Source organism: Mumia sp. ZJ1417 (genome assembly GCF_014127285.1).
GTDB lineage: Bacteria > Actinomycetota > Actinomycetes > Propionibacteriales > Nocardioidaceae > Mumia.
Genome location: NZ_CP059901.1, coordinates 2,629,995 through 2,653,201, shown reverse-complemented (window position 1 = coordinate 2,653,201; position 23,207 = coordinate 2,629,995). Strand labels below are relative to the sequence as shown.

Annotated in this window: 18 protein-coding genes; 14 read left to right on the top strand and 4 right to left on the bottom strand. The window is 71.7% G+C overall.

What is annotated here, in order from left to right; translation table 11 throughout:
• Window positions 1–67 precede the first annotated feature (67 nt).
• Window positions 68–1,951 (bottom strand): penicillin-binding transpeptidase domain-containing protein, encoded by a 1,884-nt coding sequence (locus H4N58_RS12920; RefSeq protein ID WP_167250383.1) that lies wholly within the window; start codon window positions 1,949–1,951, stop codon window positions 68–70.
• 226 nt (window positions 1,952–2,177) lie between these two features.
• Between H4N58_RS12920 and H4N58_RS12915 the strand changes: the two genes are divergently transcribed.
• The 4 genes from H4N58_RS12915 (at window position 2,178) to ffh (ending at window position 7,818) form a co-directional block, all read left to right on the top strand.
• Window positions 2,178–3,563 (top strand): ammonium transporter, encoded by a 1,386-nt coding sequence (locus H4N58_RS12915; RefSeq protein WP_167003670.1) that lies wholly within the window; start codon window positions 2,178–2,180, stop codon window positions 3,561–3,563.
• A complete protein-coding gene (locus H4N58_RS12910) occupies window positions 3,560–3,898 on the top strand; it encodes a P-II family nitrogen regulator (RefSeq protein ID WP_149770640.1) in 339 nt (112 codons plus the stop codon). The genes H4N58_RS12915 and H4N58_RS12910 overlap by 4 nt, the downstream gene beginning before the upstream one ends.
• The gene (locus H4N58_RS12905; protein ID WP_167250766.1) at window positions 3,832–6,147 is read left to right on the top strand and encodes a [protein-PII] uridylyltransferase; all 2,316 of its coding nucleotides are present in this window, start codon (window positions 3,832–3,834) and stop codon (window positions 6,145–6,147) included. The genes H4N58_RS12910 and H4N58_RS12905 overlap by 67 nt, the downstream gene beginning before the upstream one ends.
• A gap of 111 nt (window positions 6,148–6,258) precedes the next feature.
• Window positions 6,259–7,818 (top strand): signal recognition particle protein, encoded by a 1,560-nt coding sequence (gene ffh / locus H4N58_RS12900; protein ID WP_167250385.1) that lies wholly within the window; start codon window positions 6,259–6,261, stop codon window positions 7,816–7,818.
• A gap of 113 nt (window positions 7,819–7,931) precedes the next feature.
• Here ffh and H4N58_RS12895 read toward each other — a convergent pair whose 3' ends face one another.
• Window positions 7,932–8,846, bottom strand: coding sequence for a hydroxymethylglutaryl-CoA lyase (locus H4N58_RS12895; protein ID WP_167250387.1), 915 nt, complete (start codon window positions 8,844–8,846; stop codon window positions 7,932–7,934).
• Between the two features lie 59 nt (window positions 8,847–8,905).
• Between H4N58_RS12895 and H4N58_RS12890 the strand changes: the two genes are divergently transcribed.
• Genes H4N58_RS12890 through H4N58_RS12880 form a run of 3 tightly spaced genes read left to right on the top strand, consistent with a single transcriptional unit; the run spans window position 8,906 to window position 11,369 of the window.
• Window positions 8,906–10,114, top strand: coding sequence for a CaiB/BaiF CoA-transferase family protein (locus tag H4N58_RS12890; protein WP_167003665.1), 1,209 nt, complete (start codon window positions 8,906–8,908; stop codon window positions 10,112–10,114).
• Window positions 10,114–10,779: an isochorismatase family protein gene (locus H4N58_RS12885; protein WP_167250389.1), complete on the top strand. Its 666-nt coding sequence runs from the start codon at window positions 10,114–10,116 to the stop codon at window positions 10,777–10,779. The genes H4N58_RS12890 and H4N58_RS12885 overlap by 1 nt, the downstream gene beginning before the upstream one ends.
• On the top strand, window positions 10,776–11,369 hold the full coding sequence (locus H4N58_RS12880; protein ID WP_167250391.1) for a hypothetical protein: 594 nt from the start codon (window positions 10,776–10,778) through the stop codon (window positions 11,367–11,369). Before H4N58_RS12885 ends, H4N58_RS12880 begins: the two co-directional genes overlap by 4 nt.
• A 74-nt stretch (window positions 11,370–11,443) precedes the next feature.
• On the opposite strand, the gene H4N58_RS12875 is transcribed toward H4N58_RS12880, so the two are convergent.
• Window positions 11,444–12,850, bottom strand: a complete 1,407-nt coding sequence (locus H4N58_RS12875) for an MFS transporter (protein ID WP_167003659.1) — start codon at window positions 12,848–12,850, stop codon at window positions 11,444–11,446.
• Between the two features lie 90 nt (window positions 12,851–12,940).
• On the opposite strand from H4N58_RS12875, the gene H4N58_RS12870 reads away from it, so the two are divergent.
• Window positions 12,941–14,599 carry a carbon-nitrogen hydrolase family protein gene (locus tag H4N58_RS12870; protein ID WP_167003657.1) on the top strand — a complete coding sequence of 553 codons (1,659 nt, stop codon included), beginning with the start codon at window positions 12,941–12,943 and terminating at the stop codon, window positions 14,597–14,599.
• Window positions 14,600–14,609: 10 nt separating this feature from the next.
• Here H4N58_RS12870 and H4N58_RS12865 read toward each other — a convergent pair whose 3' ends face one another.
• On the bottom strand, window positions 14,610–15,317 hold the full coding sequence (locus H4N58_RS12865; RefSeq protein WP_167003655.1) for a GntR family transcriptional regulator: 708 nt from the start codon (window positions 15,315–15,317) through the stop codon (window positions 14,610–14,612).
• Between the two features lie 143 nt (window positions 15,318–15,460).
• Between H4N58_RS12865 and H4N58_RS12860 the strand changes: the two genes are divergently transcribed.
• Genes H4N58_RS12860 through H4N58_RS12835 form a run of 6 tightly spaced genes read left to right on the top strand, consistent with a single transcriptional unit; the run spans window position 15,461 to window position 23,136 of the window.
• Window positions 15,461–16,783: a flavin reductase gene (locus H4N58_RS12860; RefSeq protein ID WP_208322360.1), complete on the top strand. Its 1,323-nt coding sequence runs from the start codon at window positions 15,461–15,463 to the stop codon at window positions 16,781–16,783.
• A gap of 6 nt (window positions 16,784–16,789) precedes the next feature.
• Window positions 16,790–18,097, top strand: coding sequence for an acyl-CoA dehydrogenase family protein (locus H4N58_RS12855; protein ID WP_167003651.1), 1,308 nt, complete (start codon window positions 16,790–16,792; stop codon window positions 18,095–18,097).
• Window positions 18,094–19,599: an aldehyde dehydrogenase gene (locus H4N58_RS12850; protein ID WP_167003649.1), complete on the top strand. Its 1,506-nt coding sequence runs from the start codon at window positions 18,094–18,096 to the stop codon at window positions 19,597–19,599. Before H4N58_RS12855 ends, H4N58_RS12850 begins: the two co-directional genes overlap by 4 nt.
• Window positions 19,596–20,495, top strand: a complete 900-nt coding sequence (locus H4N58_RS12845; RefSeq protein WP_167250393.1) for an oxaloacetate decarboxylase — start codon at window positions 19,596–19,598, stop codon at window positions 20,493–20,495. The genes H4N58_RS12850 and H4N58_RS12845 overlap by 4 nt, the downstream gene beginning before the upstream one ends.
• The gene (locus tag H4N58_RS12840) at window positions 20,492–21,685 is read left to right on the top strand and encodes an NAD(P)/FAD-dependent oxidoreductase (RefSeq protein ID WP_167250395.1); all 1,194 of its coding nucleotides are present in this window, start codon (window positions 20,492–20,494) and stop codon (window positions 21,683–21,685) included. Before H4N58_RS12845 ends, H4N58_RS12840 begins: the two co-directional genes overlap by 4 nt.
• A complete protein-coding gene (locus tag H4N58_RS12835) occupies window positions 21,682–23,136 on the top strand; it encodes an aldehyde dehydrogenase family protein (RefSeq protein WP_208322359.1) in 1,455 nt (484 codons plus the stop codon). The genes H4N58_RS12840 and H4N58_RS12835 overlap by 4 nt, the downstream gene beginning before the upstream one ends.
• Window positions 23,137–23,207: the final 71 nt, after the last annotated feature.

Below are 23,207 nucleotides of genomic sequence, written 5' to 3'. Positions count from 1 at the left end.
CCTGCGGCCAGAAACCGACCCGGCGACCGCAGAGACTGACCCGCGGCGGGCAGAGACTGACCCGCGGTCAGGGGGTGCCGGCGAGGAAGCGCTTGAGGAGCGGGCCCGCGGTCTGCGAGCCGGACTCGCCGGTCTCCACGAACACCGCCACCGCGAGGTCGCCGTCCGTCCCGACCATCCACGTGTGGGTCTTCACCGGCGAGCCGTACTCGGCCGTGCCCGTCTTGGCGCCGACCTCGCCCCCGAGGCTCGCGAGCCCGCGCCCGCTGCCGTTCGTGACCACGCGCCGCATCAGCGCCTGCAGCGCGCGCCCCTCGGCGGCCGTCAGCGTGGAGTCGGCCTTCGGCGGCGTGACCTCCGGAAGAAGCACCGGGACGACCGTACGGCCCGCCGCGACGGACGCGGACACGGTCGCCATCGTGAACGGCGACGCGAGCACCTTGCCCTGACCGATCATCGACGCCGCATGCTCGGTCTCGGGAGCTTGCGAAGGCACCGATCCGAAGTACGAGGGGAACCCGAGATCCTGGTCAACCCCCATCCCCAGCGACGCTGCCGCCGAGGCGAGATCGGACTGGGCGACCTTGCCGCGCAGCCCGATCATCGCGGTGTTGCACGACTGCGCGAACGCCTCGGCGAACGGGACCCGCCCCAGCGCGCTCGCCGGGTAGTCGTCGTAGTTCTTGAACGACTTGCCGTCCACGACCGTCGTCGCAGGGCATGGTGTCGTCGTCTGCGGCGTCACGCCCGCACGCAGCGCAGCCAGCGCGGTCACGATCTTGAACGTCGACCCCGGCGCGTACTGTCCGGTCGTCGCGATCGCCTGCCCGTCGGCGCCAGGCCCGGTCGCCGCAGCGAGCACCGCACCGTCGGACGGGCGGATCGCGACGAGCGCGCTGGGCGGCTTCGTGCCGGCGAGGACGCGTTCGCCGAGCTCCTGCATCCGGAGGTCGAGCGTCGTACGCAGCGGCTTGCCGGGGACCGGCTCCTGCTCGAAGACTGGTGTGTCCTTCATCTCCGGGGACGGGTTCGCGGGGTCCTCGGCGGAGTCGCTGACGACGTCCACGACGTAGCCGTTGCGCCCTCGCAGCGTCTCGTCGTACCGGCGCTGGAGGCCCGACAGGCCCGTCACGTCCCCGGAGCGAAGCCGACCCTCGCTCTCGTCGACCAGCTCCTTCGTGGCCTCGCCGACCGACCCGAGAACCCCGGCGGCGAACGTCCGCGACGGCGCCAGCGGCAGCGTGTCGGTGATCACCGCGCCGCCCTGGATCGCCTCGACGGCGCCGAGCGGCGGCGCCTGCTCCGTACGGACGACGAGCGCTTCGACGAAGGCCTTCGGACCGGACTGGGACACCCTCTTCGCGAATGCGGCGGGGTCGATCTCGACGAGCCGCGCGATCGCCCGGGCCGAGCTGTCGTGGCGGGCGGGCTCGACGGCTGCCTTGTCGAGACCGACGCGCAGGACGGAACGTTCCGTGACCAGCGCCGTGCCCTCGCCTCCCATGATGTCGCCGCGCTCGGGCATGACGGTACGGATGCGCAGCCGCTGTCCGTCGGCGAGGTCCGGCGCCACCAGCGTGGGGTCCCACGCGACCGTCCAGGAGTCGTCCTTGCGGGTCATCGCCGCCTCGGTCTCGTACGACCAGGTCGCCTCGGGGCCGAGCGTCCAGCGGTACGACAGCGTGACGGTCGCGCGGTCGTCGTCCTCCTCGACGCTCTCCACCGAGACGGTCGGCTTGAGCTCGTCCATGCCGCGGGTGATGGTCGCGAGCGCCTCTGAGGCCTGCGGATCGTCGATCGGGACCTTGGCGAGGTCGAGTGCGGAGAGCCCCTCGGCGAGGCGCTCGGCCTCGGGGTCGGCGGAGGGACCGCTGCAGGCGGCGAGGGTGCCCGCGGCGACCATCGCGACGACGGCACCGGAGGCGAGACGGCGTACGGAGGTGAACGGCATGCCCCCATCCTTACCCGACCGAGGTTCGGAGCGAGAACGCACGGGCGGCGCGCGTCGGCAACTCGGAAACGCCGACGTAACACAACCGGGGGAAGTGTCACTTGAGCGAAACAGACAGTCGCTCAACCCGAAACGAACCGCAGCGAACCTGATCGTCAACGAAGCCGTCCCCGGACACAGCCGTTCGAGCGCCGGCACTGTCGCAAGTTCTCACCCTGGAGGTTCCATGGACACCGGCCACGCAGCCTGGATCCTGACCTCCGCGTCGCTCGTTCTCATGATGACGCCGGCCCTGGCGCTCTTCTACGGCGGAATGACGCGGACCAAGTCAGTCCTCAACATGATGATGATGTCGTTTAGCGCTCTGGGCGTCGTCGGCGTCGTCTACGTCCTGTGGGGCTGGTCGATGTCGTACGGCTCGGAGGACGTCGGCGGCTTCTTCGCCAACCCGTTCGAGCTGTTCGGGCTCGACGGCGTCGAGGGCATCGGCTACATCAGCGTCGCCTTCCAGCTGACGTTCGCGGTGCTGACCGCGGCGCTGATCAGCGGCGCGCTGGCCGAGCGTGTGAAGTTCTCCTCGTGGCTGGTCTTCCTGCCGCTGTGGGTCACGCTCGCCTACTTCCCGCTGGCGCACATGGTCTGGGGCGGCGGATTCCTCTCCGGCAGCGCCGACGGCCTCGCCGCGATGATCTTCGGGACGACCGGCTCGGGCGCCGACGAGGCCGCGACGGTCGCTCCGATCGACTATGCCGGCGGTACGGTCGTCCACATCAACGCCGGTATCGCCGCGCTGATCCTCGTCCTGCTGATCGGCAAGCGCAAGGGCTTCGGCAAGGAGCCGACCCGTCCGGGCAACCTCCCCCTGACGATGCTCGGCGCTGGCCTCCTGTGGTTCGGCTGGTTCGGGTTCAACGTCGGCTCGTACGTCGACGCCACCGGCACGGAGCCGATCTCCAGCGGTGCCGAGGGCTTCATCGAGAACTCGATCGCCTATGCCACCGCGTTCACCGGCGAGGTCGGGCTGGTCTGGATCAACACCGCCGTTGCTGCCTCTGCCGCGATCATCGGCTGGCTCGTCGTCGAGAAGATCCGCGACGGCAAGGCCACCTCGCTGGGTGCCGCTTCGGGCATCGTCGCCGGTCTCGTCGCGATCACCCCTGCGTGCGGCGCGCTCAGCCCGATCGGCGCGATCATCCTCGGCCTCGTCGCTGGCGCGGCCTGCGCCCTGGCGGTCGGCCTGAAGTTCACGTTCGGCTACGACGACTCGCTCGACGTCGTCGGTGTCCACCTTGTCGGTGGTCTCATCGGCACTCTGGGCATCGGCCTCCTCGCCGTCAACGGCGGGCTGTTCTATGGCGACGGCATCAAGCTGTTCGTGGTCCAGGTCTCGATCGCGCTCTTCGCGATGGTCTGGTCGGGGGTCTTCACCCTGATCATCGGCCTGGCCATCAAGGCGGTCATGGGCTGGCGCGTCGCCGAGGAGGACGAGGTGGAGGGCATCGACCTCTCCGAGCACGGCGAGTCGGCCTACGACCTCGCGCCCGCCTCCGGTGTGGCCCGCCCGTCGGTCGCCGCTACGCTGACCCACACCCCTGAAGGAGCCAAGGCATGAAGCTCGTCACCGCGGTGATCAAGCCGCACAAGTGGGAAGAGGTCCGCGAGGCCCTCGAGACTTTCGGCATCACCGGCATGACCGTCACCGAGGCCAGCGGCTACGGCCGCCAGAAGGGCCACACCGAGGTCTACCGCGGCGCCGAGTACGACGTCTCGCTGGTCCCCAAGATCCGGGTCGAGATCGTGACCGAGGACGAGGACGTCAAGGACGTCGTCGACGTGGTCGTCAAGGCCGCCGCGACCGGCAAGATCGGTGATGGCAAGGTCTGGGTCGTCCCCGTCGAGTCCGTGGTCCGGGTCCGCACCGGCGAGAAGGACGAGGCGGCGCTCTGACCGAGGAGCTCAGCGCACGGCGCCGGTCCCGGGCTGATGACCTGGACCGGCGCCTGCGCGACTGCTTCACCAAGGCCGTGTCCGACCTGCCCGAGGCAGGCCGGCGCGGCCTTGCGCTCGTCGCGGTGGGCGGGTACGGACGCGGCGAGATGTCCCCGTTCTCCGACGTCGACGTGGTGCTCGTGCACCGTACGGACGTCCCTGCGGCGCGAGTCGCCCAGGTGGCCGAGCAGGTCTGGTATCCCCTCTGGGACGACGGCGTGGCCCTCGACCACGCGGTCCGCAGCACCGAGGAGATGCTGAGCACGGCCGCCGTCGACTACCGCGCGGCGCTCGGCATGCTCGATGCCCGCGCCGTCGCCGGCGACTCCGCCGCAGTCGTCGCCCTGCGGTCGGAGGTCCTCGCCGCCTGGCGACGTACGGCCAGGACGCGATTGCCCGAGCTGCAGCGCGCCACCCACGAGCGCGTCGCGCGCGTCGGCTGGCTCGCGCAGTCGGCGATCATGGACCTCAAAGAGTCCGGCGGGGGGCTGCGCGACGGGACGACGATGCGGGCGCTGGTCGCGAGCTGGCTCGTGGACGTCCCGCACCGCGAGCTGGAGGCGCTGCGCGCGGCGATGCTCGACGTCCGCGACGTGCTGCACGAGGTTGCAGGACGCCCGACGGACCGGCTGACCCCCGAGCTGGTCCCCGAGGTCGCTGCGGCCATGGGGTACGCGCCCGACCAGCTCGACCTGCACGTCCGTGACCTCGGCCGTCGTACCGCGCACCTCACGACCACCACGTGGCGCCGTCTCGACGCCGTCTTCGCCGACGGCCCGCGTACGAGATCCGCTCCCGGGCCCCGCCTCGACCCGATCGCCCCGGGCGTCGCGCTCGCCGGCGGCGAGATCGTGCTGACCGGCGCGCCTGATCCTGCCGAGGACCCGTTGGTCGCGCTGCGTGCGGTCGCCGAGTCGGCGCGCCGCGGCGTGGCGTTGTCGGCGGCGTCGGCCAGACGGCTGGCGAGCGTGCCGCCTCCGCCCGAGCCGTGGTCGCCAGAGGCGCATCGCCTCCTGGTCGAGACCCTGACGGCCGGGCGTGGGCTGGTGCAGGTCTGGGACGAGATCGACCTCGCGGGTCTCGTCGACCGGTGGCTCCCCGAGTGGGCGCCGATCCGCCTGCGGGGCTCGTCCTCACCGGTGCACCGCTTCACCATCGACCGACACTCGGTGGAGGCCTGTGTCGTCGCCAGCGAGCTCATACGCGATGTCGCACGTCCCGACCTGCTCTGCACCGCTGCGCTGCTGCACGACATCGGCAAGGGCCGCGAGGGCGACCACAGCGAGGTCGGCGCGCCGATCGCCGAGCGGATCGTCCTGCGGTGGGGGTTCGAGCCCGCCGACGCTGCGACTATCGGTGCGCTCGTACGCCAGCACCTCCTGCTGCCGACCCTCGCCACCCGCCGAGACATCGAAGACCCCGACACCGCCGCCAACGTGGCCCAGCGGGTGGGCGATGTCGCGCACCTCGACCTGCTGGCGGCACTCACCGAGTCCGACGCACGCGCGACCAGCCCCGCCGCGTGGTCGGCCTGGCGCGCCGGCCTGATCCGTGGCCTGGTCGCCAAGGCCCGTACGGTGCTCGGCGGTTCGGGTGCGCTCGCGGACCCCTCGTACGAGGGCTGGCCGGCGGCCGTGCCCCTGCCGGACGCGCCACGCGGCGAGCCGTTCACCGTGGAGGTGCGCCCGCACCACGACGGCTCGCTCGTCCAGATCACCGCCGGCGACCGGATCGGGCTCCTGGCCGACCTCGCGGGCGCGCTCAGCGTGGCGGGACAGCAGATCCGGTCGGCGCGCCTGGTCGAGCGGGATGGGCTGACCACCAGCATCTGGGAGGTCACCGACGCCGCCGTCGATCCGGCGCGGCTGACCCGACGGGTCCGTCAGGTGCTGGCGGGCGAACTGTCCCTCGAGCAGCGGATCGGGCTGGGGGAGGCCTCGGCGGCGATCCCGCCCCAGGTGGTCGTCCACGCGGGCTCCTCGACCTCGGCGACCGTGCTGGAGGTACGCGCGCAGGACCGCCGGGGTCTCGTGTGGGCGGTCGCCCGTGCGATCGCCGAGGCCGGGCATGCGATCCGGTCGGCGCACCTGTCGACGTTCGGTCCGCAGGCGCGCGACGTGTTCTACGTCGTGGCGCCGGGCGGCTCCGCCCTGCGCGAGCCCGAAGCGGCCGAGCTGGCCGAGCGGATCCGTGCGCTCCCGCTCTGACGAGGTCGTACGAAAGACGCCTGCGGGGTCCGGGCTACAGGCGAGCGGCTAGGCTTGAACGCACGTGCCGCGACCCGCGGGACCCGTCACGACACCTGAGGAACGGCTGTCTTGTTCGACACACTCCAGAACCGCCTCCAGACCACCTTCCGCAACCTGCGCGGCAAGGGCAAGCTGTCCGAGGCCGACATCGATGCCACCGCCCGGGAGATCCGCGTTGCGCTGCTCGAGGCCGACGTTGCCCTGCCCGTGGTCAAGGAGTTCGTCGCCCGGGTCAAGGAGCGTGCCCGCGGCGAAGAGGTCAGCCAGGCCCTCAACCCGGCCCAGCAGGTCATCAAGATCGTCAACGACGAGCTCGTCAAGATCCTCGGCGGTGAGACGCGTCGCCTGCGCCTGGCCAAGAACCCGCCGACCGTCATCATGCTCGCGGGCCTCCAGGGCGCGGGCAAGACGACGCTCGCCGGCAAGCTCGGCCTGTTCCTCAAGAGCCAGGGCCACTCGCCGATGCTCGTCGCGGCCGACCTCCAGCGGCCCAACGCGGTCAACCAGCTCCAGGTCGTGGGTGAGCGCGCCGGCGTCGACGTCTATGCCCCGCAGCCGGGCAACGGCGTCGGTGATCCCGTCCAGGTCGCGAAGGGCGCGCTTGACGAGGCGCGCAAGACGCTCCACGACGTCGTCGTCATCGACACCGCCGGTCGCCTCGGCATCGACGAAGAGCTGATGAAGCAGGCGTCGGATATCCGCGACGCCACCGATCCCGACGAGGTCCTCTTCGTCGTGGACGCGATGATCGGTCAGGACGCCGTCCGTACGGCAGAGGCTTTCCTCCAGGGAGTCGACTTCACCGGCGTCGTGCTGTCGAAGCTGGACGGCGACGCCCGCGGTGGTGCGGCCTTGTCGATCGCGGAGATGACCGGCCGTCCGGTGATGTTCGCCTCCAACGGCGAGAAGCTCACCGACTTCGACATCTTCCACCCCGACCGGATGGCCTCGCGCATCCTCGACCTCGGCGACATGATGACGCTGATCGAGCAGGCCGAGAAGGCGTTCGACGTCGAGCAGGCGCAGAAGACCGCCGAGAAGCTGGCCGGCAAGACCGGCGACTTCACTCTGGAGGACTTCCTCCAGCAGATGCAGGCCGTCCGCAAGATGGGCTCGCTGAGCAAGATCCTCGGCATGCTGCCTGGCGCCGCTCAGATGAAGGACCAGCTCGCGAACTTCGACGAGCGCGAGATCGACCGCATCCAGGCGATCATCTACTCGATGACCCCGGCCGAGCGTCAGAACCCGAAGGTCATCGACGGCTCGCGCCGCGCCCGCATCTCCCGCGGCTCCGGTACGCAGGTCAGCGACGTCAACCAGCTCGTCGACCGCTTCTTCGAGGCGCGCAAGATGATGCAGCAGATGGCCAAGGGCGGCGGCATCCCCGGGATGCCGGGCATGCCGGGGATGCCCGGCATGGGCGGCAAGCGCGCCGGAGCCCGCCAGCAGGCCAAGAAGGGCAAGGGCAAGGGACGTCGCGTCTCCGGCAACCCTGCCAAGCGGGCGGCCGCGGCGCAGGGTGAGGTCGCGAAGCCGGCAGCGGACGGTGCGTCCGCGTTCGGCTTCGGCGGCAAGCCGCAGGCCGACGGCGACATCGAGATCCCCAAGGAGCTCCGCGACCTTTTCTAGGCCGCACGTCGCCTCCGCCCCCCGTACGTACCCGTGCCCGTGGTGAAAGCAACCTGACGTTTTCGCGATCGCAAAAACGTCAGATTGCTTTCACGACGCGGACGGCGAGCTGGTCAGGACGCGGGGAACCACCCGGCCCGACCGAGTTGTGCGGGCGCCTGCGCGAGGCCGAGCCGGTCCGAGACCCACGTCCCCGTACGCGCGACCTGCTCGGGATCGACGCCCGTCTCGTAGCCGCTGCGGTGCAGCAGGTAGAGCAGGTCCTCCGTCGCGATGTTGCCTGTCGCGCCAGGGGCGAACGGGCAGCCGCCGATGCCGCCGGCCGACGCGTCGAGCACGCTCACGCCGGACTGCACGGCGGCGATCGCGTTCGCGTAGCCGGTGTTGCGCGTGTTGTGGAAGTGCGCGCGCAGCGGCAGGGCCGGCGCGAGATCGGCAAGTCCCGAGACGAGATCGACGACCTGGCCGGGCACGCCGACGCCGATCGTGTCGGCGACCGCCAGCTCGTCGGGCGCGTCGTCAAGGACGGCCTTCGCGACGTCGAGCACTCGCCCCGACGGAACCTCCCCGTCGAACGGGCATCCGAAGGCCGCCGCCAGGATCACCGACGTACGCAGCCCGGCCCCGCGTGCCACCGGGGCGATGGCGTGCCAGGCCGCCACCTGGTCGTACGTGCCGACGCCCTGGTTGCGGACGGCCAGCCCCTCTGAGGCGACGACGACCACCGTGACCTCGTCACACCCGGCGGCGATCGCACGGTCGAGCCCGCGCCGGTTGAGCACCAGCCCGATCGCGCTCAGCCGTGGGTCGTCGCGCACCAGCGCCATGAGCGCCTCGGCATCGGCCATCTGCGGCACGCGGTCGGGCCGGGCGAAGGCTGTCACCTCGATGCGCCGTACGCCGGCGTCGAGGCTGCGCCGTACGAGCTCGGCCTTGACCGGCGTCGGGAGGATGCGGGCCTCGTTCTGGAGCCCGTCGCGCGGAGCGACCTCCACGATCTCGATCGCTGCGGCGTGGCGGGATGTCATAGTGCGTCCTCCTGGGGAAGGCTGGGAGCGGCGAGTCTATCTGATATACGATCTGATCCATGTCTACCGAGCAGACTCCTGGCGCCCTCGCCGGGGTACGTGTCATCGAAGCCGGCCAGCTCCTGGCCGGACCCTTCGCCGGTCAGCTGATGGGAGACCTCGGCGCCGACGTCGTCAAGGTCGAGGCCCCCGGTGTGGGCGACCCGATGCGGCAGTGGGGCCGTGAGAAGCCCCACGGCCACTCGCTGTGGTGGCCCATCGTGGCGCGCAACAAGCGCTCGGTGACCCTCGACCTGCGCCGTCCGGAGGGCCAGGAGCTGTTCCTCCGCCTCGTCGAGCACGCCGACGTCGTCGTCGAGAACTTCCGGCCCGGCACGCTCGAGCGCTGGAACCTCGGCTACGAGCGTCTCAAGGAGCGCAACCCCGGCATCGTGCTCGTCCGCGTCAGCGGGTACGGGCAGACCGGGCCATACTCCGAGCGCGCCGGCTACGGCTCCATCGGCGAGGCCATGGGCGGCCTGCGCTACATCACCGGTGAGCCGGACCGTCCGCCGTCGCGGACCGGCCTGTCGATCGGCGACTCCCTCGCCGCCACCCATGCGACGGTCGGCACGCTTGCCGCCCTGCTTCACCGCGAACGGACGGGGGAGGGGCAGGTCGTCGACAGCGCGATCTACGAGGCCGTCCTCGCGATGACCGAGAGCCTGGTCACCGAGTGGGACGTCGCCGGCTACCAGCGCGAGCGGACCGGCCCGATCCTGCCGAACGTCGCGCCGAGCAACGTCTATCCGACCGCCGATGGGCACACGATCCTCATCGCGGCCAACCAGGACACCGTCTTCACGCGGCTCGCCGCGGCGATGGGGGAGCCGGAGCTCGCCGAGCTGCCCGAGTACGCGACGCACGGCGCTCGTGGCGCCCGGCAGGAGGAGCTCGACCAGCGGATCGCCGCGTGGACGGCGAAGCACGACGCCGAGGAGCTCCTCGTCCTCCTGCACGACTCCGGCGTCCCCGCCGGGCGGATCTTCCGCGCCGCCGACATGCTCGAGGATCCGCACTACGCGGCTCGTGAGGCGATCGTCCGCGTGCCCGACCCGACCTTCGGCACCCTCGCGATGCCCAACGTCGTCCCGCGGCTGTCGGGCACGCCCGGCAGCGTCCGGTGGACGGGGCCGACGCTCGGCCAGCACAACGACGAGGTGTACGGAGACCTCCTCGGCATCGCCGCGGACGAGCGTACGGCGCTTGCCGAGGCCGGGGTGATCTGATGGACCGCGGCGACGACTACGCCGCAGCGGGGTTCCTCGGGCGCGTCGGCTTCGGTGCCCGCCCGGCGGTCGTCGTCGTCGACGTCGTCACGGCCTACCTCGACCCGGCTTCGCCGCTGAGCGACACCGGCGGCCGGTTCGAGAGCGCCCGTGCGGCCAGCGCGCAGCTCGTGGAGATCGCGAGGGCGCACGACGTCCCGGTGGTCTTCACCGAGGTGCGGCTCACGACCGACGGGGTCGACGGCGGCCACTTCCGCCGCAAGGTCCCCGCGCTCGCCGCGTTCGAGCCCGGCTCGCCATGGGCGGAGTTCCCCGAATCGCCTGCTCCGCTGCCCGGCGAGGTCGTGATCACCAAGCAGTACGCCTCGGCGTTCTTCGGCACGTCTCTCGCGTCGACGCTGCGCTTCTGGGGGGTCGACACGGTGCTCGTCGTCGGCTTCTCGACCAGCGGGTGCGTCCGTGCGACCGCGACCGACGCGCTGCAGCACGGGTTCCGCCCGATCGTCGTCGACGAGGCCTGTGGCGACCGCGACGTGCAGGTGCACGCGCACAACCTCTTCGACCTCGACGCGAAGTACGCCGACGTCGTGCCTCTCGCAGACGCGGTCACCTACCTCCGTACCCCGACACCGACCCCCGACCCCCGAGAAGGAGCCATGCCGTGACCGAGCAGGCTGTGACCGAGAAGGACCTGTACGACGAGGCGCTGGAGTGGACGAGCTTCGCCCCCGCCGGCGCCGAGCAGAAGGCGGAGATGGTGATGCTCCGCGCGTCGGCCGACGCCACCTCCCGTACCGTCCTCGTCCGCTTCCCCGAGGGGTGGAAGCGGGCGATGACGGGACACCAGCCCGCGGGCGAGGAGATGCTCGTCCTCGAGGGGGCGCTGGCGATGAGTGGCGAGACGTGCCGCCCGGGATCGCTGCTCGTCGTGGAGCCGCGGGCGACTCGTTCGCAGACCGGTACGCAGGTCGAGACGCGGGCGCTGGTGTGGTTCAGCGGTGCGCCCGGCGGCTGGGCTGAGGGGCCGGCCGACGATGCCGGCACGCTCGGCGTGCACACGGTGGCGCCGGGTGCGGTACGACCTGCCGGCGGTGCCCTCCCGGGCTCGGTCGAGGTGCTCGACGGCGCCGAGATCAGCACCTTCGCGGCGGACGTCGACCTCTACTGGACGGCGGAGCGCCGCTGGGCGCACGTTCCAGCCGGGGAGGCCGCGCCTGCGTACGACGGCCCGGTCGTCGTACGCCACTGGGCCTGACGCCCCTCGGACCCTGTGATCGGTGCGCCAGCGTCCATGCCGCGCAGGCGTTTGGACGCTGGCGCGCCGACGGGTCAGCCGCCTGCGAGTGCCTTGCGCGCGTCGTCGTCGTACGTGACCGCGGCCCACCGCAGGATCAGCACGCTGGCGAACAGCGGCGGCACCAGCGCGAGGAACGCGATGTTGATGGAGCCGGTCGCGTCGGAGACCACGCCGATGAGGAACGGTCCGAGCGCGCCACCGAGCGACAGCAGGAACTGCACGGCGGCGAACCCGAGCCCTCGGCGCGAGGCGGGAACGACGTCGGCGGACGCGGCCGTGAGGTTCGGGATGGCCCCGGCGAAGCCGACGCACGCGAGGGCGACGAGGCCGATGCGCAGCGCGACTCCGGGGAGGACCACGACGCCGGTGATCGAGAGCGCGCCGACGAGGAGGAACCAGAGGCTGACCCGGATCCGCCAGCCGGCCTTCACGCCGTGGCCGCGGTCGCCGATCCGGCTGCCGAGGATGATGCCGATCACGATGCCGACACCGCCGACACCGCCCGCGACGCCTGCCGCCGTGTCGTACGCCATGTCCTCGGTCCGCTCCAGCAGCGTGGGGAGCCAGTAGAAGAGCCCGCCGAGCCCGAGGTAGAGCAGCGCCAGGCTGAGGGTGATGCCGCGCAGCGAGGTGATCTGGAGGACCGCGCGAGCTTCGGCGAACATCGACGTCGGTGCAGCCGACGCGGCCCCTTCGGTCGTGGGCTCGGTGTCGCCCATGCCCCGGAGGCGGTCGATCCGGTCGCCGATCCCACGGACCGGCTCGCGCACCGTGAGGACGAGCGCGGCCACGAGCACGCCGGGGATCGCCACGATGAAGAACACCGCGCGCCAGTCGAGCGCCTCGGCCACGGCACCACCGAGAGCGACGCCGACCGGCAGGCCCATGTAGTAGCCCGCACGCTCGAGTCCGAACGCCTTGCCGCGGGTGCTGCCCGGGAAGTAGTCGGCGAGGAGGCTCGACGCCGGGGGGTTGTAGAGCTGTCCGGCAGCGCCGAGAAGGATGCGGATGACGAAGAACATCGCGAACGTCGTCGCGAGACCGCTGGCCACCGAGAACAGCGCCCAGGTGAGCACCACGAGCGCGACGATCCAGGTCCGCCGCCCCTTGTCGGCGAGCCGACCGGCCGGCAGGAGCAGGACGACCGCGGCGAGCGACGCAGCGGTCGGGATGGCGCCGGCCCACGTGTCGCTGAAGCCGAACTCCTCCTGGATGGCCGGGAGGGCGCCGGCGATCAGGTTGACCTCGATCCGGTCGATGAACGCGACGAGCGCGATCACGATGGCCGCCCACCAGCCGAACGGCGCCGGGCGTGCCAGGTCGACGTCCATCGGAGGGCGACCGACGAAGGCCGTCAGGGGTACCGTGCCCAGAGCAGTGGCCGCCGAGGCAGTCTCCTCCTGCTCAGGTGGGCGATCGTCGGTCGGCTGGTTGCTCACATCCGGCTCCTGTCATCGGGCAGAGCAGCGTCGGGGAACGTCTCTGAGAAACTCTAGGGGAGAATCGTAGAAGGATATATGGTTTCGCCCATGACTGTCGTACGCGTCGCCGCCGTCCAGCTCGCTGCCAGCGAGGACGTCGCGGCCAACCTCGCCTCCGCGGTCCGCCTCGTCGAGGACGCGGCCGGACAAGGGGCCCAGCTGGTCGTTCTGCCGGAGTTCGGCAACCACGTCTCCTGGTACGCCGATCGCGAGCACGCCCGCCGCATGGCCCAGACCCTCGACGGCGACTTCGTCCGTACGCTCGCTGCCACGGCCGCGAAGCACCGGATCCACCTGCTCGTGAACTGCACGCTCGCCCGCGAGGACGGCCGCACGACGGGGAGCAACATCCTCATCGGCCCCGACGGCGAGGTCCTGGCGACGAGCGACAAGCAGGTCCTCATGGGCAGCGAGCGTGATCACCTCGATCCCGCGACCGAGGCCTCGCCGGTCGTCGAGACGCCGCTCGGCCGTCTCGGCCTCTACTCGTGCATGGACGGCGTGATCAACGAGACGCCTCGTCTGCTGGCGGTCGGTGGCGCGCAGCTGCTGCTCAACAGCCTCAACTCGTTCGCGCTCGACGAGGCCTCGCTCCACGTCCCCGTACGCGCGGTCGAGAACCGCGTCTGGGTGGTGGCGGCCAACAAGGTCGGACCGCTCGTCCCCGAGCACAGCATCAACACCGTCGCGCAGGCGGTCGGAGTCCCGGTCGAACGTCTCCACGGCGCGGGGGAGAGCCAGATCGTCGCGCCCGACGGGACCGTCGTCGCACGCGGCCCCCTCGCCGGCGAGGCGGTCGTGATCGCCGACATCGACGTCTCGGCGGCCGACGACAAGCGGCGCCCGGACGGCACCGACGTCCTAGCGGTGCGGCGCCCGGATCTGTACGGCCCGATCGTCGCGCCGCCGCACGGACGCCGTGCTCCCGCCGGCTCCGCGTCCCTGCTGACGGCCGTGATCTGCCCGGCCGACGGGGACGACGTGGTCGCCCTCGTGCGCGAGGCCGTCGAGGGGGGAGCGCAGCTCGTCGTCCTCCCCGAGCTCGCGGCCTGGCCTGGTGGGATCGTGACGGACGAGGTGACGCCGCGCTTCGATCCCGATGCCCTCCGTGCTGTGCTCGCCGACACCACCGCGACGCTCGTGACGACGGTACGAGACGGGGACCAGCACGTCGGCCTCGCCATGGACGCTCGCGGCGTCGTCCTCCGCCAGCCGCAGCTCCACTCAAGTGCCCGCCACGCAGAGTGGGTGACCCGCCTCGGCGAGGCGCTGGAGGTGATCGACCTCCCGTGGGGCCGCCTCGCCCTCGTCGTGGGCGATGACGCTCTGCACCCAGAGACGTTCCGCCTCGCCTCGCTGCAGGACGCTGACGTCGTCGCCGTGCCGTTCACCACCGCGGCCGCGCACGACCTCGACCTGCTGCTGCTCGAGCGGTCGGCGGAGAACCGCCTCAACCTTGCCGTCGCCTCCAGGCCCGGTCCGTTCGGGGCCGGGATGCTCGTCCCGCTGTCGTCGGACTTCACCCTCTGGAGCGGGAGCTGGCAGTTCGACGGCGTCATTAGTCGGCCCCAGCCGGTCATGTCGGAAGGGTCCGTCACCGCCGCCGCGCTCAGCCCGGAGCAGGCGTCCAACCGGTTCGTCTCACGCGGGACCGACGTCGTCGATGGCCGCCCGTGGGCGATCGCCGACGCGCTCGTGAAGCCCTAGGTGGTGCTGCTCAGGCGGAGTCGGCGACCGCGCGGTTGCCGAGCGCGGCCATCAGGGAGCGCTCGCTGCCGTCGAGGTGGGCGATCCACGCCTTCTTGAACGCCGCCGACTTGCGCGCGCGGGCGAGCTCGAGCAGCTCGCGGTGCTCGTCGATGCGGTGCTCCTTGGTCTCGGGTGCGTGGTCGAGATCCTCCATCAGGAGGTGCAGGTAGCGGTCGGCCGAGTGCCACAACAGCTCGAGGACGTTCTTGTCGGCGGTGCCCATGACGTCGGAGAGCAACGTGGCGTGGAAGGCGTGGTGCGCCGCTGCGAGGGCGGCCGGCTCGCGCTCGATCGCGACGTACTCGTCGAGCGCCTGCTCGGCCTCGGTGACCAGCTCGTCCGTCATCTGACGGGCGGCCTTGGCCGCGAGGTCGCCCTCGATGAGGCGCCGCAGGCGGTAGATATCGGCGAGGTCCTCCGTGCTCAGGGCGGCGACGAGCGCCGACCGGCCCGGGCGCAGGCTCACGACGCCCTCGCTCTCGAGACGACGAAGCGCCTCGCGTACGGGGATGTGGCTCACGTCGTACAGCTCGCAGAGCTCGACGATGGAGACCGATGAACCGGGCTGGATCTCGCCGGTGAGGATCGACGCGCGGAGTTCGCTGGTCACGCGGTCGACGAGTGACACGTGGGCGATCGGCCGGGCGGTGCGGTCGGATCGGCTACGTCGTGCCATGCGGGTGCTCCTCTATGAGTCAGATGACGCGTGTGCGTCTACATCATAGATTCTCGCAGGCCAGGTCGTTCTTAGCGATGAACACGTGGCACAACCCCAAGTTGATATTGTATATTCTCTACCACCTTGAAGGAGGTGGATCAGTGGTCGAGGCTTCGACGTTCCGCGACGTGCTGGCCCAGTGGCCCAGCGGCGTCACCATCGTCACTACCGTCGTCGACGGTGTGCGGCACGGCATGACAGCGAGCTCGTTCTCCAGCGTGAGTCTCGATCCGCCGTTGGTCTCGATCTGTCTGGACCGGCGGCTCTACAGCCACGGCCTGGTCGAGTCCAGCGGTGTCTTTGGGATCAGCGTCCTCGCGAAGGACCAGGCCGAGGTGGCGCGCCGCTTCGCCGGGATGGCCGGTGAGGTTGCCGACCGTTTCGACGGCGAGACGTGGTCCACAGCTGCTACCGGGGTCCCGTTGCTCGACTCAGCCCTCGGCTGGCTCGACTGCCGGGTCCTCCACGCCTATCCGGGCGGAGACCACACGATCTTCGTCGGGGAGGTGCTCGCGGGCCACGCCGCCCGTCGTACGGCACCTCTGCTCTTCCATTCCCGCGGATGGGGCCAGTTCGCCGACGTCCTCCCCGACGTCGCGACACTCGCCGACAGCGGTCTCGTCACCTCGTTGGCGGCACGCGGCGAGGTCGGCGACTCGGTCCACCGGACAGCCCGCCACGTCCGCCGCTCGGGCATCCGCGTGCGTGTCGCCGACCTGACGGCCGGCGCGTCTCTCGAGACCTTCCCGTGGGGGAGCGGCGCAGCGGTCGACAGCGCGGATGCCGCTCACCGAAGCGCGCTCGTGGAGTCCGCGGCGCAGGCGCGTCGGGCAATCGACCGGGGCATCTCGGTCCTCGAGGTCAGGGCCGACGGCCACGACCCCCGCTCGGTCGAGCGTGCCGCCGTGCTCGCCCGGGAGCTCGCGGGCGATGACGCCGCGACGGGCCGCGTCGTGATCCTCGACGACGCGTTCGCCGTGGCCGGCAGCGAGTCGGCGCTCGCGGCGATCGACGTGCTCGCGCACTCGGGCGCCACCGAGATCTGCCTCGACGACACCTCCGGCTCGGCGACGCCGCTTCAGGTGCGGGCCCTCCTGCAGGACGCCGTCGGCCTCGCCCGGCCCGTCCCGCTCCGCCTCCGGCTGCGTGACAAGGACCGGCTCGGCCTGGTCAACGTGCTCACGGCGCTGAAGTCGGGAGTCCACCACTTCGACACCACGCTCGGCGGCCTCGACGGCGCCGTCGCAACCGAGGACCTCGTGCGCCTGCTCGGGACCCTCGACGTCACCACCCCCGCGGACGCCGTGGCACTGGACCGCCTCGCGCGCCGCCTCCGAGAACACCCGCCCGGCTCCTCGGCCCCGCCGTCCCCGCACGGTTCGCCCGCGAGCACCTCCCATCCCACCCCAATGCCTTCCCTGTAGGAGCTGATGACGGCCATGCTGACCGCCGAACACCTCTTGACCGACCTCAGCCCCGAGGAGCGCGAGCGCGCTGCCCGGGTCGAGGCGATCCTCCCCGCCATCCGTGACGCCGCCCAGGAGGCCGACGCCCGTGGCGCGTTCCCCGAGGGCCACGTCAAGCTCCTCGCCGAGGCCGGGCTGCTCGGTCTTGTCGTCCCGAAGGAGTACGGCGGCCTCGGCGGGGGCCTCCGTGACCTCGTCGCCACCACGTACGCGCTCGGGACGGTCTGCGGTTCGACCGCGCTCGCGTACTTCTTCCACTGCTCGGCATCGTCGCGCGGGCTGCTGCCGCTCGCTGCGCTCGAGGCCGGGCTCTACACCGACGACGAGGCGGACGAGGTCCGTGCGTTCGCCGAGCGTGTCCTCCACCTCATGGGCACCGAGGAGCGCTGCCTCGCCAACTTCGCGAGCGAGGCCGCCAAGGCGAGCAACGCCAACGTCCTCATCTCGACGACGGCCACGCCGGTCGAGGGCGGCTGGCTCCTCAACGGCGAGAAGTCGTTCGGCTGCCTCTCCGGCACCGCCGACTTCTACCTCGTCACCGCGCGCCGTGCCGACATCGACGGCATCGACGGCATCTCGCTGTTCCTCGTCGCCCGCGACTCCGAGGGCATCCGCCCCCGGCAGGAGTGGAGCGGTCTCGGCATGCGGGCCTCGGACAACTTCGGGCTCGTGATGGAGGACTGCTTCGTCCCCGCCGACCACGCGCTGGCGGTGCCGGCGGGCTTCGCCCGGGCGACGTCGATGTCGCGCGGGTCGTGGGTCGGCAACCAGATCGCGATCGCGGCGATCTATGCCGGCATCGCGAAGGGTGCCTGGGACTACGCCTTCGAGCGGACCATGAAGGCCAAGTTCGCCGACACCGGCAAGCCGATCGCGTCCTCGCCGATGCACCAGGTGCTGATCGGTGAGGCCCAGCACGACCTGACCGACATGCACCTGTGGCTGCGCTACCAGGTCGAGCTCGAGTCGAGCGACCCGCCGATCCTGCCCAAGCCCGAGGTCGTCAAGAACTGGAAGCTCGCCAAGGGGTCGGTTTGCGAGAAGGCCTTTGCCGTGGCGGTCGGATCGTTGAAGATGTGTGGAACGTCCGGTGCGTTGATGGACAACGTCATCGGCCGCGCCGTGCGTGACACCGCGATGGGTCTGGTCCAGGCGTTCCCCGCCGAGCGGGGTCGCCTCGACCTGGCTCAGCTGCTCGTCAGCGACGAGTCGTGGATCGGCCTGACCACGCCCGACGCGGTGGACGCGAAGGCGAAGGCGGGACAAGGATGACGAGTACGGCGCACGGTGGGGCGATCGCCGCGGTGACGCTGCCAGCCCTGGTCGAGGTGGTCGCGGGTGAGGTCGCTCCCGCGACCGGCACCCTCGACCTCGTCCTCGAGGATCCGTCGACCGGAGAGTCTCTGGGGCACGCCGTCGAGAGCGCACCGGACTCCGTGGAGCGGGCCCTGGCCGCTGCCGACGCGGCCCACACCAGCGAGACGTGGTCGTCGACGTCGCCGGACGAGCGGGCCGCCCTCCTCGACGCCGTGGCGGTCGCGCTCGAGGCCCGCCAGTCCGAACTGGCGGCGCTGGAGGCGTTCGCGACCGGCGTCCCGGTCCGTCAGACCTCCATCGTCGGCATGATCGTCCCGGGCGCCTTCCGCCTCGCCGCCGAGATGCTGCGGTCGGGGACCCTGGTCGATGCGCCGGTGACGGGCGCGAACGGTCAGGCCGTCGAGGTGCTGCGCCTGCCGGTCGGGCCCGCGATCTGCCTGGTCCCGTGGAACGCGCCCGCGCCGATGGCCGCGCACAAGGTCGCGAGCGCGCTCGCCGCAGGCTGCCCCACGATCCTCAAGCCCAGCGAGTACGCCCCGTACGCGACGACGCTGCTCGGCACTACGGTCGCTGAGGTCCTGGCCGAAGCCGGGGTCGACGGTGGGGTCTTCCAGCTCCTCCAGGGTGGACCGTCCGTGGGCGGAACGGTCGTCACCGACCCGCGCATCCGCGCCGTGTCGTTCACCGGTGGCGCTGTCGGAGGACGTGCGGTCGCCGCCGCGTGCGCCGAGAAGCTGGCCGCGCTCCAGCTGGAGCTCGGCGGCAACAACCCGCTCGTCGTGATGCCCGACGCCGATCCTGAGGCGGCCGCGCACGCTGCCGTCGACCTGCTGACCACCCTCAACGGCCAGTGGTGCCGCGCGCTCGGACGCTTGATCGTGCCCGAGGCGATGGCCGACGAGGTCGTCGAGCTGGCGCTCGAGCGGCTGACCGCTCTCACCGCGGGGGACCCGCTGGACGAGGCATCAGATCTCGGCCCGATCGTCCACTCGGTCCACCGGGCCCGCCTGGAGTCGGCGCTCGAGGCGCTGGGCACCGCCGGCGGCACTGTCCACCGCGCGACGCCCGTCCCCGACACGGGCAACTACCTGGCGCCCGCACTGGTGACCGGCGTGCCGGTCGCGGCTGCCGCGGAGGAGATCTTCGGCCCGATCGCGACCGTGCACACCTACGCGACCGAGGACGAGGCCCTCGCGCTCGCCAACGGCACGTCGTACGGGCTTGAGGGATACGTGGTCGGCACCGACACCGACCGGGCGCTCGCGCTCGCCCGCCGCGTGCGTGCCGGCGAGGTCAAGGTGAACGGCTCGACGATCATGAGCCTGCACCTCATGACGCCGCGGCCGGCGTGGGGCCTGTCGGGGCTCGGCGAGGAGGGCACGGTGGAGACGATCCGATGCTTCACCAACGCCCGGGTCGTCGGGGTCGAGGGCAGCTTCGCGCTGCACGGGCGATGACCGGCGCCACCTCTCCCGCCGCCACCCTCCGTACCCTGCTCGCCGGTGACGAGGTCGTCCACCTGCCCGGCGTGTACGACGCGGTGACCGCGCGGCTCGCGGTGGTCTCCGGCGCACGCGCCACCTGTCTCTCGGGCGCGGTCGCGTCGGCGGTCGGCCTCGGCCTGCCGGACCTCGGCTTCGTGCACGGCAGCCAGATCGCCGCGCGTGCCCGTGAGGTCGTCCCGGCACTGGCCGACGTCCCGCTGCTCGCCGATGCCGACACCGGCTACGGCAACGCGTTGCAAGCGCGGCACACGACGCGCGCGTACGCGGCGGCCGGCATCGCAGGGCTGCACCTGGAGGACCAGGTCGCCCCGAAGCGGTGCGGTCACATGACCGGCAAGGCCGTCGTCGGGCTTGCCGAGGCGGCGGGCCGGGTCCGTGCCGCGGTCGAGGCGGGCACCGACGTCGTGATCGTCGCCCGTACGGACGCGCTCTCGGTCGACGGTCTCGACGCCGTCGTCGCGCGGGCCCACGCGTTCGTCGCGGCGGGTGCCGACGCCGTGTTCGTCGAGGGCGCGGGCCTGTCTGAGCTGCGCGAGGTCTCGGCGGCGCTCGGCGGCGAGGTGCCCCTGGTGATGAATCGTTCTGAGGCGGCCGGCGCGATCGAGGGTCCCGATGCGGGCCATCCCGATGACGGGACCCTCGCCGAGCTCGGCGTACGCCTCGTGATCCACCCGGTCTCCGCACTGCTGGCTGCTGCCCGAGCGGCAGCCGACACGTACGCGGCGATCGCCCGCACCGGCCATGCCGGTGCCGTCCCACGGATGGCGTGGGACGACCTGACCGAGCTCGTCGGGCTGGGAGACCAGCTCGTCCTGGAAGCGGCGTACGCCGAGGAGGCAGCACGATGACGAACGACATCCTGGTCGTGGGAGCGGGGCCCGTCGGACTCACCACGGCGCTCGTGCTGGCGCAGGCCGGTCACGCGGTGACCGTGCTGGAGGCGGGGGAGTCACTGTCCGCGGAGTCGCGGGCGAGCACCTACCACCCGCCGACGCTGGAGATGCTCGCCGACCTCGGCGTGCTCGACGCGCTGCGGGAGCACGGCATCGTCTCCCAGGCCTTCCAGTACCGCGACCGCCAGGACGGCCCCGTCGCCGAGCTGGACCTCGGCATCCTCGCCGACGACACCCCGTACCCGTTCCGGGTGCAGTGCGAGCAGAGCAAGCTCACGCCGATCCTGCTGGAGCGACTCCGGCGGCACGACGGGTGCACGGTCGAGTTCGGTGAGCCGGCGACGTCGGTCACGCAGGCTGACGACCGGGTCACCGTCACCAGTGCCAGCGGACGTTCCTGGACCGCCAACTGGGTGGTCGGTGCCGACGGCGCGAGCTCGGTCGTGCGCAAGAGCACCGGTGCGGAGTTCGAGGGCATCACCTACCCGGAGCGCTTCCTCGTCGTCTCGACCACCGAGGATCTGGCGGCCGTGCTCCCCGGCATCGCCGACGTCAACTACGTCTTCGACCCGACCGAGTGGCTGGTGCTGCTGCGGACCCCGGAGCACTGGCGCATCCTGTTCCCGACCGACCCCGACAGCCCGGCCGACGCCGAGGTCGCCGACGCGCGCGTCCAGGAGCGCCTGCGCGGCGTCGCCGACCTCGGCCGCCCGTGGGAGCTGCTCCACTCCTCGCTCTACCTCGTCCACCAGCGGGTCGCCGAGCGCTTCCGTACCGGCCGGGTCGTGCTCGTGGGCGACGCGGCGCACGTCAACAACCCGCTCGGCGGGATGGGCATGAACAGCGGCATCCACGACGCGGTGCTCACCGCTCGCGCGCTGGTGGCGCTGCTCGCGGGGGAGGCCGACCTCGACGCGCTCGACGTGGTGCTCGCCGGTCGCCGGGACGTCGCACTGTCCTACGTCCGTACGGTCACGCACGACAACTGGAAGCAGCTGCGCGAGCAGGACCCCTCCGCGCGCGCCGCGCACCACGCCGAGCTGCGCGCGCTCGCCGCGGACCCGGTGGCAGCGCGGGCATACCTGCGCCGGACCTCGATGATCGACTCGCTGCGGCCGCTCGAGCCGGCGGGCGACGCGCTGTGACGATCGCGGCCACCGGCTCGCGCCGCGAGAACCCCGCCCGTACGAGCGAGGTGGTGGGGGAGGTCGTGTTCGACGATCCGGCGGCAGTCGACCGCGCCGTCGGGCGTGCCCGTGCGGCGCAGGCGACGTGGCGCGACCAGCCGGTGGCCTCGCGGTCAGCGGCGCTGCGGGCAGCCGCCGACCTGCTCGATCCGGTGCTCGACGACGTCGCCGCGCTGATGGCGCGCGAGACCGGGAAGCCGCTGGCCGACTGTCGGGGCGAGGCGGGCTTCGCCGTCACCGTGCTGCGCTGGGTCGCCGCGCGCGCTGAGACGTTGCTCGTCGACAGCGAGATCGACGACGCCCAGGGACGGCTCGTGCTGCGCCACCGGCCGTACGGGGTCGTCGCTGCCGTCACGCCCTGGAACGCCCCCGTGATCCTCGCCATGCTCAAGGTCGCTCCGGCGCTGGTCGCGGGCAACGCCGTCGTCGTGAAGCCGTCACCGCTCGCGCCGTTCGCGGTCGAGAAGGTCGTCGCCACGATGTCAGCCGTCCTGCCTTCCGGCCTGCTCCAGGTCGTCCACGGCGATGCCGAGACCGCGACCGCACTGGTCGGGCACCGCGGTGTCGACCGGGTCGCCTTCACCGGCGGCGACGTCGCGGGGCGTGCACTCGCCCGTACGGCCGCCGGGGCGCTGACACCGTCGCTGCTGGAGCTCGGCGGCAACGACCCGGCGATCCTGCTCGCGGACGTCGAGCTGGACGAGTCCATCGCGGAGCGCCTGCTGATGGCCGCGTTCGCGACCAGCGGGCAGGTCTGCATGGCGATCAAGCGCCTGTACGTCCACCGGTCGCGCTACGACGAGGTAGTCACGGCCCTGCGTGCCGCGGCCGACCGGATCCTGCGCGTCGGCGACCCGTTGACCCCCGGCGTGACGATGGGGCCGGTCGTGAGCGCGGCCTCGGCCGAGCGCGTACGGGCACTGGTCGACTCCGCAGCGGCGGCGGGCGCGGAGGTCGTCCCGATCGGGACCATCGACCCCGAGGCGCGGCTCGACGAGGGCTACTACGTTCTGCCGACCCTCGTTCTGGGTGCGTCGGACTCGGACGACGTCGTCGCGACCGAGCAGTTCGGTCCGACCCTGCCGATCCTCGCGTTCGACGCCGAGGAAGAGGTCGTCGCGCGCGCCAACGCCGGCGAGCTGGGACTCGGTGCGTCGGTGTGGTCGGTCGACGAGCAGCGCGCCTTCGACCTGGCCGCGCGGCTCGACGCGGGCTTCACCTTCGTCAACACGCACAACCGGACGGGCATGTCGTTGCGGGCGCCGTTCGGGGGCGTCAAGCGGTCCGGATGGGGGAGGGAGTACGGCGACGAGGGGATCTTGGAGCACGTGCAGACCTGTGTCGTCCATGCGCCTGCGGCCTTCAGGGCGGGCGGCGAGGGGCTCGGCGCGACCGCGTATCCGTCCTGACAGCACGTCATCAAGATTCGGTTACGTCTCCGGACATCAGCGCCGAGCGGGCCGCCGGTCGGGTCAAGATT

Excerpts from the sequence above, each read along its gene's own strand:
- H4N58_RS12840 (WP_167250395.1), top strand. The coding sequence starts at position 20,492 with ATGACGAACGACATCCTGGTCGTGGGAGCGGGGCCCGTCGGACTCACC.
- H4N58_RS12915 (WP_167003670.1), top strand. The coding sequence starts at position 2,178 with ATGGACACCGGCCACGCAGCCTGGATCCTGACCTCCGCGTCGCTCGTT.
- H4N58_RS12910 (WP_149770640.1), top strand. The coding sequence starts at position 3,560 with ATGAAGCTCGTCACCGCGGTGATCAAGCCGCACAAGTGGGAAGAGGTC.
- H4N58_RS12870 (WP_167003657.1), top strand. The coding sequence starts at position 12,941 with ATGACTGTCGTACGCGTCGCCGCCGTCCAGCTCGCTGCCAGCGAGGAC.
- H4N58_RS12845 (WP_167250393.1), top strand. The coding sequence starts at position 19,596 with ATGACCGGCGCCACCTCTCCCGCCGCCACCCTCCGTACCCTGCTCGCC.
- H4N58_RS12855 (WP_167003651.1), top strand. The coding sequence starts at position 16,790 with ATGACGGCCATGCTGACCGCCGAACACCTCTTGACCGACCTCAGCCCC.
- H4N58_RS12890 (WP_167003665.1), top strand. The coding sequence starts at position 8,906 with ATGTCTACCGAGCAGACTCCTGGCGCCCTCGCCGGGGTACGTGTCATC.
- H4N58_RS12895 (WP_167250387.1), bottom strand. The coding sequence starts at position 8,846 with ATGACATCCCGCCACGCCGCAGCGATCGAGATCGTGGAGGTCGCTCCG.
- H4N58_RS12850 (WP_167003649.1), top strand. The coding sequence starts at position 18,094 with ATGACGAGTACGGCGCACGGTGGGGCGATCGCCGCGGTGACGCTGCCA.
- H4N58_RS12865 (WP_167003655.1), bottom strand. The coding sequence starts at position 15,317 with ATGGCACGACGTAGCCGATCCGACCGCACCGCCCGGCCGATCGCCCAC.
- H4N58_RS12885 (WP_167250389.1), top strand. The coding sequence starts at position 10,114 with ATGGACCGCGGCGACGACTACGCCGCAGCGGGGTTCCTCGGGCGCGTC.
- H4N58_RS12920 (WP_167250383.1), bottom strand. The coding sequence starts at position 1,951 with ATGCCGTTCACCTCCGTACGCCGTCTCGCCTCCGGTGCCGTCGTCGCG.